This is a genomic window from Streptomyces sp. NPDC041205 (assembly GCF_055591765.1).
In genome coordinates, this window is record NZ_JBVIZH010000003.1 from 180,338 (window position 1) to 193,215 (window position 12,878).

Sequence of the window (12,878 nt, forward strand, 5' to 3'; positions counted from 1 at the left end):
TGGGTATTGCCACACCATGGCCGGGTGGTGCGGCCGCTAGGGTCTGTGCACTGTCTACAAACACCCCGGTCCGTACGTCCCGTCTGCGCAGGGCACGTACGCCGACCCGTGACGCCCCGGAGGTCCCATGGCTGGCTCGCCGTTCGACTGGATCGACGAGCAGGCGCGGCTGCGTGCACAGGCGGGCCTGGTGCGCACGCTGCGTCCGCGCCCGGCCGAATCCCCTCTGCTCGACCTCGCCGGAAACGACTACCTGGGACTGACCCGCCACCCGGAGGTCACCGCCGCGGCCGCGGCCGCGGCCCGGCGCTGGGGCGCGGGCGCCACGGGCTCCCGTCTGGTGACCGGCACCACCGAACTGCACGCCGAACTGGAGCGTGAGCTGGCCGACTTCTGCGGCTTCGAGGCGGCCCTCGTCCTGTCCTCCGGCTACGCGGCGAACCTGGCCGCGGTCACCGCGCTGGCCCCGCACGGATCGCTGATCGTCTCCGACGCGGGCAACCACGCCTCCCTGATCGACGGCTGCCGCCTCGCCCGCGGCACGACCCAGGTGGTGCCGCACGCCGACCCGGCCGCGGTGCGCAAGGCGCTCGGCACGCACGCGGGGTCCGCGGTCGTGGTGACGGACTCGGTGTTCTCGGTCGACGGTGACGCGGCGCCGCTGGCCGAGCTCGCCGCCGTCTGCCGCGAGGCCGGGGCGGGCCTCGTCGTCGACGACGCGCACGGGCTCGGGGTGCTCGGGGACGGCGGCCGTGGCGCGCCGCACGCGGCCGGGCTCGCGGGGTCCGCCGACACCGTGGTCACGGTCACCCTGTCGAAGTCGCTCGGCAGCCAGGGCGGGGCCGTGCTCGGCCCGGCCAAGGTCATCGCTCACCTGGTCAACGCGGCCCGGACCCTCATCTTCGACACCGGGCTCGCCCCGGCAGCCGCCGGTTCGTCGCTCGCCGCCCTGCGCCTGCTGCGCCGCGAGCCGGAACGGGCCGCCCGCGCGCGTGCGGTGGCCAGGACGCTGCACGAACTCCTGACGGGGGAGGGGCTTTCGGCGGTACGTCCCGACGCCGCCGTCGTCTCCGTGCGCGCGCCGTCGCCGGAAGCCGCGGTGCGCTGGGCGGCCGACTGTCGCCGTGAGGGCCTGGCCGTCGGCTGTTTCCGCCCGCCGTCGGTTCCCGACGGCGTCTCACGGTTGCGGCTGACCGCACGTGCCGACCTGAGCGACGCAGAGGTCGCCGAAGCCGTCGCCACGATCAGCCGCACCGCACCCTGACTCCTGAGATCTGGCACCTGAGACCTGGGTCCAGGGTCCGGCGCTTTCACCCGGACTTCACCGAAGGGCGTCGATGAAGTCCTCCCAGGCGGCAGGGGAGAAGAGCACGGCTGGACCCGCCGTGTCCTTCGAGTCGCGCACGGCGAACAGACCGGCGAGCGGTCCGGAGCCGAGCGGCGCTGTTTCCACGCAGTTGTTCATTCCATTGCTGCGGCTGCTGCGCCGCCACCGCGCGTCCCTGAGAGACGTGCTGGAGGGAACGGACCGAGGCAGTGCAGTCATGGTGCCTCCTTACGCGCCGTCACCTAACCCGGCGATGAAATCCATTGAATCCTGAACGGAAAGCGCCTGTCCCTGAAGGGAGTTGAAGGCGTCGGTATACGCCTGAAGGTCTTCTTTCCGTTCGAGGTAGAGGCTACTCGTCAAGTGGTCGAGAACAACCACATCCAGATCAGAAATGTTCGGAAAGGAGAGAATAACGAAAGATCCGATGAGTCCGATGTGCTCGCCGGAGACGAACGGCAGCACCTGGATGCGTACTTGAGGAAGGCGCGCCGCCTCCAGGAGCCGCCGCAACTGCCCGGCGAGGACCTCGGGACCGCCGATCTGGCGCCGGAGCACCGCCTCGTCGAGGATCACGCTCAGCCGCAGCGGCGGCTCGCTGCGCAGCACGTCCTGCCGCGCGAGGCGCACCTGCACCAGGGCCCGCACCTGCTCCTCGGGCAGCCCGCCGAGCGCGGCACGTGTCACCGCGCGGGCGTAGTCCGGCGTCTGCAGCAGACCGGGGACCACGGTGGTCTCCAGCGTGCGCACCCTGCAGGCCTGTGACTCCAGACTGATGAAGTCGCGGTACGCCGGGGGCAGCAGACCGCGGTAGGCGTGCCACCAGTGGTGCCGCCCGGCCTCGTCCTCCCCGCCCGCGAGCACGACCAACAGCTCGCGCAACTGCGGATCATCGACCTCGTACGCCTCCAGGAGCAGTCGCACGTCCGAGGCGCGCACCCCGGAGCGCCCGGTCTCGATCCGGCTCACCTTCGACTGGTGCCAGCCGACCCGGGCCGCCGCCTCGCCGCTGGTGAGTCCGGCCTGTCCGCGCAGCGCGCGCAGCTCCGCGCCGAGCTTGCGGCGCCGCACCGCGGGACCGTACTGCATGTCCGTCTCCTTCCGGACGTCCGCGCCAACCGTACGGGACAGCGGGAGACTGTAGAGGAAGCGCCAGTGTTGCGCCCAAATACGGTCTGCCGTCGCAGAGTTCACCGCTTCGAGCGACAGATATATGCACATCTCGGTGGATCGCCGCGCGTCACCGGCCCAGGAGTGGCACTCTGGCGCGAAGCACCAGTTCCGGGACTGTCCTCGAGTTCTTCCGCCACGAGTCGGAGTCCGGTCCCGGTGGGAAAGGGACAGTGTCGCCATGGCAGACCTCCAGGAAGTATCAGTCACTCTGCCGAGCGATCCTGTCTCGGTCGCAGCCGCCCGCAGGTATGTGGCGGACACCTTGTCCGAGTGGGGCCTGCCGGCCGACGCCGACGTCGCCGACACGGTGCGGCTCATCGTCTCCGAACTCGCCACGAACGCCGTCCAGCACACCCTCGGCCAGTCCCCGACCTTCACCGTGGACGTGCAGCTCGACCGCGACGAGCGGCTGCGCATCGGCGTCACGGACAGCCACCCGCGCTTCCCCCGGCGCCTGCCCGCCGCCGTCCAGCAGGACAACGGCCGCGGCATGGTCATCATCCGCTGGCTCACCGCCGAGTGCGGCGGCAGACTCTCGGTCTGCCCGACGGCGGAGGGCGGCAAGACGGTCTGGATCACCCTGCCGTGGTCGGTGCCGGTCCAGAGTTGACGCCCTGTGGTGCGGGGCGCGCGGGCACGCGGGCAGCACAGGCACGCGGGGCCGTCGGCGGCCGGGGCACGCGGTGCCTCAGGTGACCGAGCGGCCGAACGTCCCCCGCAGCAACGCGCGGAACGTGTCCGCGGCCGGGCTCGACTCGCCGGTGCGGTGACCGACCCAGATGGTGCGCCGCAGGTCACCCGGCTCCAACGGCCGGACGCCGACCGGGGTCGCCGCCGTGCGGGCCACCATCTCCGGGACCACCGCGGCGCCGAGACCCGCGCTGACCATCGCGCACACCAGCGCGTAGTCCGGCGTCTGGACGAGCACCGCGGGCGCCGCCCCCGCCCGCGCGAGCGCCGCCTCCACGCCCTGCCGCGGCGGATGCGCCGGTGCCATGCTGATCAGGGGCTGGCCGGAGAGCTCGGCGAGCGGCAGCCGCCCGGTGCCCGCCGTGAGCGCGTGCCCCGGCGCCGTCACCAGCACCAACTCCTCGACGAGGACCGGCTCCAGGGTCACGGACGCGGGCGGCGCGGGCAGCTCGGCGGGTTCGTACGTGTGCGTCAGGGCCACATCGGCGTCGCCCGCCGCCACCGCGGCCACGCCCAGCGGCGGTTCGTAGCCGGTGACCGTCAGCTCGACGTCCGGATGCGCCCGGCGGAACGCCGTCAGGGCGGGCGGCAGCAGATGGATGCCCGCCGTCGTGAACGTGGCGACCCGCAGGCGTCCGCCCGAGAGCCCCACGAGCTGCGCCAGCTCGTGCCGGGCCAGCTCCATCTCGTCCAGGACACGGCGGGCGCGCGCCAGGAGCAACTCGCCCGCGCCGGTGAGCCGCGCGCCCCGGTGGTGCCGCACGAGCAGCGCCGCCCCCGCCTCCCGCTCCAGCTTGGCGAGCTGCTGGGAGAGCGCGGGCACCGTATACCCGAGCCGTTCGGCGGCGCGGGTGATGGAACCGGCTTCGGAGACCGCCACGAGCGCCGCGAGCCGCGTCGGGTCGTACATGCCGTGCCTCTTCCTGTGGCCGTGGCCCGCGGTCCTGCCGCGGTACGCGGACGCCGTCGCCCCGCCTTCCGGGACCGCCGCCGGATCCTACCGGCAGCTCAGCCTAAACAGATGCTTAAGGAAGACGCAGAAGATCTTACATACCTGCTGAAGGCTCACTCGCGGCAGAGTGGCCTACATGGACGCTCAACTGGTCGCCTTCACCGGCGTCGCCGCAGGCATGGTCGCCGTGCCCGGCGCCGACTTCACCGTCGTCGTACGCAACGCGCTCGCCTCACGCCGCGCCGGAGTGCTGTGCGCGCTCGGCATCGCGGCGGGGCTCCTGGTGCACACGGCCCTCGCCGTCGCCGGGGTCGCGGCCGTGCTCGCGGCCGTGCCCGCGCTGTTCCGCGCGCTGCAGATGGTGGGCGGCGGCTACGTGCTGTACCTGGGGGTGCGGGCGCTGCGGTCGGCGACGCGGTGGGAGGGGCGGCCGGGCGCGGGGGAGAGGCCGGACGGGGAGGCGGCCGCCGGAGAGGAGAGGGAGGTGGGGGAGGCGGGAGAGGAGGGGGAGGACGTGCGGGCGGTGGCCGGTGGTGGCGGCGGTGGCCTGCGCGAGGGCTTCCTCACCAACGCCCTCAACCCCAAGGCGTCCCTGACGTTCCTGAGCGTGCTGCCCCAGTTCGTGCCCGCGGGGAGCCCCGCGATGCCGCGCACGCTGCTGCTCGCCACGATCGTCGTGGCCTTCGCGCTGCTGTGGTTCCCGGCCGTCGCGCTGCTGGTGGACCGGCTCGGCCGTCGGCTGCGGGAGCCCCGCGTCGCCAGGGCGATCGAGGGCGGCACCGGGGTGGCGCTCACGGCGCTGGGCCTGGCGCTCCTCGTGGAACCGCTGTTCACGTAGCCCGATCAGAGGGGCCGTTGCGTTGTTGCTGCCGTCGCGCGACCGTCCACGGAAGCAGCCCCCACAGGCCACCGGACACCAGCAGCGTGGCCGCGGCGGCGCAGAAGGCGCCGGTGCGGCTCGCCGCCACGTCCACGACGAGCAGGACCGAACCGGTGAGCGCCAGGGCAAGGACGGCGAGTCCGGCCCCGGCGAGCCGCGACGACACCTTGACGATGAGCGGCTTCGCGCCGCGCCCGAACAGACCCCGGTGCAGCGCGGCGGGTGCGGTGAACAGCGCGGCCGCGAGGACGGCGAGCAGCAGTGTGGTCACGTACGTGGCGCGCTGGAAGGTGTCGAGCGAGGGGAAGCGGGGGGTGAAGGCGAGCGTGAGCAGAAACGCGAAGAGGAGCTGGACACCGGTCTGAGTGACCCTCAGCTCCTGGAGCAGTTCGACGAAGTTGCGGTCGGCGCGCTCCAGCGGAGTCTCGTTGCGGCCGTCGTCGCGGCCTTGGCTGTGGTCGTGCGCGGCGGTGCCCGCTGACCGGGGGCCGTCGTCGGGGACGTTTTCGGACATGCACTACGAGTATCCCGAGCCGGCGCGAAGCACTCCTCGCGTCGGCCCGGTCACGCCCGGACGGCGGTGCCTGCCCGAAGGCACCGCCGTCCGGGCACTCAGGTCAGCGGACTCGGCCGTACGAGACGCTGTTCGTCCAGATCTTCTCGAGGCGTACCACCGTGCCCCGCTTCGGGGCGTGCCAGATCTTGTTCTTGCCAGCGTAGATGCCGACATGGTAAACGTTCCGGCCGGAGTGGAAGAACACCAGGTCGCCGCGGGTGCGGTTGCTCTTGGAGACATGGCGGGTCTTGTTGTACTGCTGCGCGGCGGTTCGCGGCAGCTTCTTGCCCACGCGCTTGTACGAGTAGAGCGTGAGGCCCGAGCAGTCGAACCGGCGCGGCCCCACGGCTCCGTAGCCGTACGGGGAGCCCTTCTTGGAAGCCGCGATCTTGAGCGCCTTCGTCCCGTGTGTGGCGGCCTCGGCCTCGGAGACCAGACCGGGTGCCACGATGGTGCCGCCCACGGCGGCGAGCGTGAGTGCCGATGCGGTACCGGCCCTCGTCAGCAGCGACGGAACACGATTCAGCGCAGTCATGCGCAACCCTTCGTCAGCCGCCTGTGAAGGATGACCTGTCGGGTTCGGGCAGGCGAAGATGCCCGGTCGCGTCGCGACTTCACCCCAAGGGCCGGCCGGTCTCCCGGACGGTCCGCCTTGCTGGGTCCTCCACTCCTGCCGATGCACAGATGTCGACCGGGCATCCGGGTGGCGGCAGGACTCGGCGTCCACCCGGACCGCCCCGCCGCCTGTGGCGGGGGCTTGTCGTCGGAAGGGATCTTCACCCGAGAGTGGCCAAAAAACCGAGCCGAATCGGCTGTATGTGAGGCTCCTCACGACTGACCCGTTCGGGTGGACAGAGCCGGAAAGGGACCTGGGTCACAGTCGGAGACGATTGCCCGAACAGCGCTGGAACGTCCGGTTCCGGCTGCCGCGTAAGGGAGTTGTGCAACTACAGGGGCACACGCGTGCGAGTGTTTCCTACGCTGAAAGAGCTACCACCTCTGGTCGGACCCCGGTCTGGACCGGAAGTGGCGCGACATCCGTCCGTGTCGGTCGCACCCTCAACGGGCGGACGGCGCGGACGCGCTGCGGCCGTGGCGCTCCGACGGGCGTCCGGTGCGACGGCGCACCTCGGGTGCGCGGCCGTGAAGGAGAGGGGCGGCTCGGCGCGGGGCTGCGGGTGACCAGCCGGCTCGGCCTCGGCGGTCCCCGTCAACTCGTAGCAGAAACGCTTGGCGAACTCGCCGTTTATGGGTGCGCTTCGCAAGTGCGCTCACCCCGCCCTCGGGCGGATCGGTCAGCCACCCGTCGGTGGCGCCTCCTCGCCGACCGTGGGCGGCGGCACGGTCACGCGCGCGGTACGGCGCTCGCCGTCCAGCGTGCGCAACGCCCGGGCCAGCGTCGCCGTGTGGATCTCCGTCTCGCCCCGCTGGTGCATCAGCGCAAGGGCGTCCCGCAGCTCCGTCGCCCTGCTGACGAGGGCTTGTGCGGCGCGCAGGCCGCCGTACGTGTGCTCCGCGCGCCCCGGATTGATGCGGCCGACGAGGTCCACGACCGCGAGATAGGCGTCGATGAGCTCGCCCTCGGCGCGGGTCAGGGCGGGCAGCGGCGGCAGTTCGGGCAGCACCCGGGCCTCACTCGGCGGTAGCGGTCGTGGCCCTGCGGTTCGGCACGACCCGGTCCACCAGGCCGAACTCCACCGCGGCCGCGGCGTCCAGGACGGTGTCGCGCTCGATGGCCGCCGCGATCCGCTCGGCGTCCCGCCCTGTGTGGCGCCCGAGCATCTCCTCCAGGAGCGCGCGGGTGCGGCGCAGTTCCTCGGCCTGGATGGCGAGGTCGGTCGGCTGGCCCCGCAACGCCTCGGCGAGCGCGGGCTGCTGGAGCAGCACCCGGGCGCCGGGCAGGATCGACCGCTTCCCCGGTGTGCCCGCGGCGAGCAGCACGGCGGCGGCGGACGCGGCCTGGCCGAGGCAGACGGTTTCCACGTCGCAGGTCGTGAACCGCAGGGTGTCGTAGATCGCCGTGGCCGCGCTGAACGAGCCGCCGGGCGAGTTGATGTACAGCGAGATGTCCCGGTCAGGCGCGAGGTACTCCAGGTGCAGCAGCTGCGCCATGACGTCGTTCGCGGAGACGTCGTCGACGGGGGTGCCGAGGAAGACGATGCGCTCCTCCAGGAGCTTGGAGTAGGGATCAAGCGTGCGCGGGCCCGAGCTGGTGCGCTCGGTGAACTCCGGCAGGACATGACGGGTGAACGGCTGCTGCATGGGCGGGCCTCCCGGTCTGTACGGCATGCGTGCGGGCGCACGGGCATGCGTGTGGGCGCCGCCGCTGAGCGGCGACTTCTGTAAAAAATGTACAGGACGTACGTGACGTTATGATGGGGCCATGGCCTACGAGATTCCGGTGACGCAAGCCCGCGCAGAGCTCGCCGACCTGATCAACCGCGTTGTCTACGGCAACGAGCGCGTGGTCGTCACGCGTCACGGCAAGCCGCTCGTGGCCCTTGTCTCGGCCGATGACCTGCGTCGACTCGATGAGCTCGATGAGGCCGAGGCGGTCGGCGCCGCGGCCGGGGAGACGGCGATCAGCTCCGTCTCCTCCCTCGGCTCGTCGGTGTCCGGTGCGGGCGGCGAGCGGCAGCGGTTCGGCATCGCGGCGGAGCACCGCGGGCCGAACGTGACGTAGTCCCGCGGGCGCCCGGGGGCGTCACGCCGAGCAGGAGGGGCGGACGTCACGTACCCGAAGAGCGCGTACATCCATGAGGCATGACGAAGGCCGTGTGCCCCCGTCCGCTACGGCGGGGGCACACGACTGTTCGGTGGGGCGCGGCGTCAGCCGACCGGGGCGGGCTCGCGCGCCGGGGGTGACGCCGTCACCGGGGGAGCACTCCGGCCGTGCCGGGCCCCGACGAGCACGGCCCCGAGGCCCAGGGTCGCCCAGACGGCGAGGGTGACCGCGGGGCCCGTGGCCGCCGCCCCGTCGAAGAAGGCGGTCGAGCGCAGGAGCGAGCCACCCGCTCCCGGCGGCAGCAACTGGCCGATCAGGCCGACCGGTTCCGGCAGCAGCTGCGGCGCCGACGTCACCCCCGAGAACGGATTGCCGAGCAGCACCATCAGGAGCGCGCCCACGCCGATGCCCGCAGGTCCGAGCAGCGCCGCAAGGCCGGCCACGGTCGCGGCGACGGCGAGCGCCGACAGGCCGAGCACTCCGGCCTCCGCCCACCAGTCGCCCGTCAGGATGCCGAGCCAGCTGTCGGCGAGCGCGGCGGCGACGAGGCCGACGAGTGCCGTGGCGAGGATCAGCGTGCCTGCGGCGCGCGGTCCGCGCAGCCCCCGCAGCGTCACCAGCGAGCCCGCCGCGACCCCCGCGATAGCCAGCGGCAGCACGCTCGCCCCCAGGGCCGCCCCGCGCGGATCGGACGCCGGGGCGGGCACCACGTCGACCGTCGTGACCCGCGCGCCGTCCGGGACGCCCGCCGCCACCGCCTGCTGGAGGAGTTGGGCGACGACGGGGCTCGCGGCCGATGCCGTCAGGAGCTTGGGCCCCTCGCCGGTGGCGACGATCGCGCCGTACACGGTCCGGTTCTCGATGGCGGCGCGGGCCGCCGCCTCGTCCGCGTACCGATGGATCTCGAACGCGTCGTCCCGCTGCTGAAGTTGCTTCTGCAACGGGGCGGTGGCCTGGGTGGGACCCGCCACGCCGAGCGGCAGATCGCGCGGGGCGGTCCTGGCGGCGGGCCAGGCGAAGGCCCACAGGGCAAGGGTCACGATGAAGGGAACCAGCAGGGCGACCGTCAGCATGCGGCGGGCCTGCGGGGGCGCGGCAGGGGACGGCGTGGGCATGGGGTTCTCCAGAGCGAAGAGGCTGAGGGGAGAGGTTGGAGACCTTGAGTCGGTGACCTCTAAAAAGAAGGATCGTTCGTTTTTGCGGTGCCCCCACTGTGGAGCGAGGGTGCGTCGGTTGTCAAGAATGAATATTCGTTTTACGTTGAGCGCATGGCCCGCGTATCCCAGGAACACCTCGACGCACGTCGCCGCCAGATCCTCGACGGCGCCGCGCTCTGCTTCGCCCGCAACGGCTTCCACGCCACGTCGATGCAGGACGTGCTCAAGGAAGTGGGTCTGTCGGCCGGTGCCGTCTACCGCTACTTCAGCGGCAAGGACGAGCTGATCCACGCCATCGTCTCCGAGGTGCTGCGGGAGATCCGAGAAGTCTTCGAGTCCGCGGCCCGGCAGACGCCGCCCCCGCCGCCGGACGTGCTGGTCGGCCGCGCGCTCGGCCAGGTGCTCGACCTCAAGCCGGGCCTCGTCGAGCGCGACCGGCCGTACTTCCCGCGGCTGCTTGTGCAGGTCTGGACGGAGACGCTGCGCGACGAGGAGCTGCGCGCCCTCATCCAGGACGGGTACGACGCGGTGCGGGCGGCCTGGATCCGGATCGTCGAGGGCTATCAGGCCGCGGGCATGATGCGCGCCGACGTGCCCGCGGACCGCGTCGCGCGGACGATGATCGCCATGGCGCAGGGATTCGCGGCCCAGGTCGCCCTGTTCGACGGGGTGCCGGTGGACGCGCTGGCGGACGGGGTGCGCGGGCTGATGAGCATGGGGGAGCCCGCGTGAGGAGCGAGCCCGCCTGAGTGTGCGGGAGCGCCGCTGCCCGAGCGCGGGGGAGTCCCGCTGAAGTATGGAGCAGTCCTGCTGACGGTCATGACCGGGTCAAGGGCTGGTTAACCTCGCTGAAACTCCGTCCAACTAGCCTGCCGTGCCACGCCACCTGGGGATCTCGTACGCCAAGGTGTACCTCGGCGCGCCATTCGCTGCGCGTTACATCTTTTCCCGTCGCGGTGGCCGCGGCAGCCGGACCCCGCACGGTTCGGAGCAAGGACGATGAGGTGGGGACGTGCGACTGACACCGCACGAGCAGGAGAGACTGCTCATCCATGTGGCTGCCGACGTGGCCGAGAAGCGCCGGGCGCGCGGCCTGCGGCTCAACCATCCCGAGGCGATCGCGCTCATCACGTCGCACATCCTCGAAGGCGCCCGCGACGGCCGCAGCGTCGCCGATCTGATGACGTCGGGTCGCACGGTGCTGACGCGCGACGACGTCATGGAAGGCATCCCCGAGATGATTCACGACGTGCAGGTCGAGGCGACGTTCCCGGACGGCACGAAGCTCGTCACCGTCCATGACCCGATCGTCTGACGGGGGTACGGGACGTATGCAATCCGCAGACAGCACGGGCGCGGGCGGCGGTGTGGACACCGGCCTGGTCCCCGGCGAGATCCTCTTCGCGGACGGACCCGTCGCCTTCAACGAGGGCCGCCCCACCACCCGCATGACCGTCCTCAACGTTGCCGACCGCCCCGTGCAGGTCGGCTCCCACTACCACTTCGCCGAGGCCAACCCCGGCCTGGAGTTCGACCGCTCCGCCGCGCGCGGCCTGCGGCTGAACATCGCCGCGGGCACCGCCGTGCGCTTCGAGCCCGGCATCCCCGTCGAGGTCACGCTGGTTCCCCTCGCGGGCGCCCGCGTCGTGCCCGGGCTGCGCGGCGAGACCGGAGGTGCTCTCGATGGCTGAGCTGTCCCGCGCCGCGTACGCCGACCTCTTCGGCCCGACGACCGGCGACCGGATCCGGCTCGCCGACACCGGACTGCTCGTGGAGATCGAGGAGGACCGCTCCGGCGGCCCCGGACGCTCCGGCGACGAGGCGGTGTTCGGCGGCGGCAAGGTCATCCGCGAGTCGATGGGCCAGTCCCGCACGACCCGCGCCGAAGGCGCCCCCGACACCGTCGTCACCGGCGCCGTGATCATCGACCACTGGGGCGTGATCAAGGCCGACGTGGGCATCCGCGACGGCCGGATCACCGGCATCGGCAAGGCCGGTAACCCGGACACGATGGACGGCGTGCACCCCGGCCTTGTCATCGGCCCGGAGACCGAGATCCTGGCCGGAAACGGCAGGATCCTCACCGCCGGCGGCATCGACACGCACATCCACTTCATCTCGCCGACGATCGTCGACGAGGCCCTGGCCGCCGGCGTCACCACGCTCATCGGCGGCGGCACCGGACCCGCCGAGGGCAGCAAGGCCACCACCATCACCCCCGGCGCCTGGCACCTGGCCCGGATATTCGCCGCCCTGGAGAACGCCCCGGTCAACATCGGCTTCCTGGGCAAGGGCAACACGACGTCCGCCGAGTCGATGCACGCCCAACTCCGCGCGGGCGCCGTCAGCTTCAAGATCCATGAGGACTGGGGCGCGACTCCGGCGGTGATCGACGCCTGCCTGAACGTCTGCGAGGACACGGGAGCCCAACTCGCCGTCCACACCGACACGCTCAACGAGGCCGGCTTCGTGGACGCCACCTTCGCGGCCGTCGCCGGGCGCACGCTGCACGCCTTCCACGTGGAGGGCGCGGGCGGCGGCCACGCCCCGGACATGATCACGGCGGTCTCGCTGCCGAACATGCTCCCCAGCTCGACCAACCCGACCCGCCCGCACACCGTCAACACCGTCGAGGAGCACCTCGACATGCTGATGGTCTGTCACCATCTCAACCCGGCCGTGCCGGAGGACCTGGCCTTCGCCGAGTCCCGCATCCGCCCGACCACGATCGCCGCGGAGGACATCCTCCACGACCTCGGTGCCATCTCCATCATGTCCTCCGACTCCCAGGCCATGGGCCGCGTCGGCGAGGTCGTCCTGCGCACCTGGCAGACGGCCCATGTGATGAAGCGCCGGCGCGGGCCGCTCCCCGGTGACACCCGCGCCGACAACCACCGGGCGCGCCGGTACGTCGCCAAGTACACGATCAACGCGGCGATCGCGCAGGGCATCGAGGGCGAGGTGGGCTCGGTCGAGAGCGGCAAGCTGGCCGACCTGGTGCTGTGGGAACCGGCGTTCTTCGGCGTCAAGCCCGAAGTGGTCCTGAAGGGCGGACAGATCGCGTACGCGCAGATGGGCGACGCCAACGCCTCGATCCCGACCCCGCAGCCGGTCCTTCCGCGCCCCATGTTCGGCGGCCACGGCAGGGCACCCGCACGCAACTCCCTGAACTTCGTCACACAGTCCGCGCTGGACGACGGCCTGCCCGAACGCCTCGCGCTCGAGCGGCAGTTCGTTCCGATCGCCTCCACCCGGGGCCGAACGAAGGCCGACATGCGCGAGAACGACGCGCTGCCGAGGGTCGAGGTCGCCCCCGACAGCTTCGCCGTACGCATCGACGGCGAACTCGTCGAGCCCGCACCCGCCGCCGAACTGCCGCTGGCCCAGCGGTACTTCCTCTTCTGAGAGGAGGTGGCCC

General features: G+C 72.0%; 16 protein-coding genes and 1 riboswitch. Of the genes, 8 read left to right on the top strand and 8 right to left on the bottom strand.

The genetic code is table 11. The features are described 5' to 3' along the window. Positions 1-127 precede the first annotated feature (127 nt). Positions 128-1,264: an 8-amino-7-oxononanoate synthase gene (locus ACZ6BG_RS15000; protein ID WP_469000695.1), complete on the top strand. Its 1,137-nt coding sequence runs from the start codon at positions 128-130 to the stop codon at positions 1,262-1,264. Between the two features lie 57 nt (positions 1,265-1,321). On the opposite strand, the gene ACZ6BG_RS15005 is transcribed toward ACZ6BG_RS15000, so the two are convergent. Continuing rightward, on the bottom strand, positions 1,322-1,546 hold the full coding sequence (locus ACZ6BG_RS15005; protein WP_289953863.1) for a DUF397 domain-containing protein: 225 nt from the start codon (positions 1,544-1,546) through the stop codon (positions 1,322-1,324). A gap of 9 nt (positions 1,547-1,555) precedes the next feature. Then, entirely contained in the window at positions 1,556-2,416 is an 861-nt protein-coding gene (locus ACZ6BG_RS15010) for a helix-turn-helix domain-containing protein (protein WP_469000698.1), read from the bottom strand. Positions 2,417-2,678: 262 nt separating this feature from the next. On the opposite strand from ACZ6BG_RS15010, the gene ACZ6BG_RS15015 reads away from it, so the two are divergent. Then, a complete protein-coding gene (locus ACZ6BG_RS15015; RefSeq protein WP_469000700.1) occupies positions 2,679-3,110 on the top strand; it encodes an ATP-binding protein in 432 nt (143 codons plus the stop codon). Positions 3,111-3,188: 78 nt separating this feature from the next. Here the strand turns inward: ACZ6BG_RS15015 and ACZ6BG_RS15020 are convergent, their stop codons facing one another. Then, positions 3,189-4,100 (bottom strand): LysR family transcriptional regulator, encoded by a 912-nt coding sequence (locus ACZ6BG_RS15020; RefSeq protein ID WP_469000703.1) that lies wholly within the window; start codon positions 4,098-4,100, stop codon positions 3,189-3,191. Between the two features lie 178 nt (positions 4,101-4,278). Between ACZ6BG_RS15020 and ACZ6BG_RS15025 the strand changes: the two genes are divergently transcribed. Then, on the top strand, positions 4,279-4,980 hold the full coding sequence (locus tag ACZ6BG_RS15025) for a LysE family translocator (protein WP_469000706.1): 702 nt from the start codon (positions 4,279-4,281) through the stop codon (positions 4,978-4,980). Here ACZ6BG_RS15025 and ACZ6BG_RS15030 read toward each other — a convergent pair. From ACZ6BG_RS15030 to ACZ6BG_RS15045, 4 genes are all read right to left on the bottom strand, one after another. Beyond that, complete coding sequence (locus tag ACZ6BG_RS15030; RefSeq protein WP_469000708.1) at positions 4,973-5,536, bottom strand: DUF6328 family protein; 564 nt, start codon at positions 5,534-5,536, stop codon at positions 4,973-4,975. The two genes, ACZ6BG_RS15025 and ACZ6BG_RS15030, sit on opposite strands and share 8 nt — an antisense overlap. A 103-nt stretch (positions 5,537-5,639) precedes the next feature. Then, positions 5,640-6,113 carry a C40 family peptidase gene (locus ACZ6BG_RS15035; RefSeq protein WP_469000710.1) on the bottom strand — a complete coding sequence of 158 codons (474 nt, stop codon included), beginning with the start codon at positions 6,111-6,113 and terminating at the stop codon, positions 5,640-5,642. A 3-nt stretch (positions 6,114-6,116) separates the two neighbouring features. Beyond that, a riboswitch (cyclic di-AMP (ydaO/yuaA leader) is annotated at positions 6,117-6,286 on the bottom strand. A 587-nt stretch (positions 6,287-6,873) separates the two neighbouring features. After that, the gene (locus ACZ6BG_RS15040) at positions 6,874-7,203 is read right to left on the bottom strand and encodes a hypothetical protein (RefSeq protein ID WP_469000712.1); all 330 of its coding nucleotides are present in this window, start codon (positions 7,201-7,203) and stop codon (positions 6,874-6,876) included. A 7-nt stretch (positions 7,204-7,210) separates the two neighbouring features. Continuing rightward, positions 7,211-7,840, bottom strand: a complete 630-nt coding sequence (locus tag ACZ6BG_RS15045) for an ATP-dependent Clp protease proteolytic subunit (RefSeq protein WP_469000714.1) — start codon at positions 7,838-7,840, stop codon at positions 7,211-7,213. Positions 7,841-7,961: 121 nt separating this feature from the next. Here ACZ6BG_RS15045 and ACZ6BG_RS15050 point away from each other — a divergent pair, with 121 nt between their 5' ends. Further along, the gene (locus tag ACZ6BG_RS15050; protein WP_469000717.1) at positions 7,962-8,261 is read left to right on the top strand and encodes a type II toxin-antitoxin system Phd/YefM family antitoxin; all 300 of its coding nucleotides are present in this window, start codon (positions 7,962-7,964) and stop codon (positions 8,259-8,261) included. A 146-nt stretch (positions 8,262-8,407) separates the two neighbouring features. Here the strand turns inward: ACZ6BG_RS15050 and ACZ6BG_RS15055 are convergent, their stop codons facing one another. Then, a complete protein-coding gene (locus ACZ6BG_RS15055) occupies positions 8,408-9,418 on the bottom strand; it encodes an ABC transporter permease (RefSeq protein WP_469000719.1) in 1,011 nt (336 codons plus the stop codon). A 153-nt stretch (positions 9,419-9,571) separates the two neighbouring features. Between ACZ6BG_RS15055 and ACZ6BG_RS15060 the strand changes: the two genes are divergently transcribed. The 4 genes from ACZ6BG_RS15060 (at position 9,572) to ACZ6BG_RS15075 (ending at position 12,865) form a co-directional block, all read left to right on the top strand. Next, a complete protein-coding gene (locus ACZ6BG_RS15060) occupies positions 9,572-10,192 on the top strand; it encodes a TetR/AcrR family transcriptional regulator (protein ID WP_469000722.1) in 621 nt (206 codons plus the stop codon). A gap of 280 nt (positions 10,193-10,472) precedes the next feature. Beyond that, positions 10,473-10,775 (top strand): urease subunit gamma, encoded by a 303-nt coding sequence (locus tag ACZ6BG_RS15065; RefSeq protein WP_087883138.1) that lies wholly within the window; start codon positions 10,473-10,475, stop codon positions 10,773-10,775. A gap of 64 nt (positions 10,776-10,839) precedes the next feature. After that, positions 10,840-11,151, top strand: a complete 312-nt coding sequence (locus ACZ6BG_RS15070; protein ID WP_469002909.1) for an urease subunit beta — start codon at positions 10,840-10,842, stop codon at positions 11,149-11,151. Next, a complete protein-coding gene (locus ACZ6BG_RS15075; protein WP_469000724.1) occupies positions 11,144-12,865 on the top strand; it encodes an urease subunit alpha in 1,722 nt (573 codons plus the stop codon). The genes ACZ6BG_RS15070 and ACZ6BG_RS15075 overlap by 8 nt, the downstream gene beginning before the upstream one ends. The last annotated feature ends 13 nt before the right edge of the window (positions 12,866-12,878 follow it).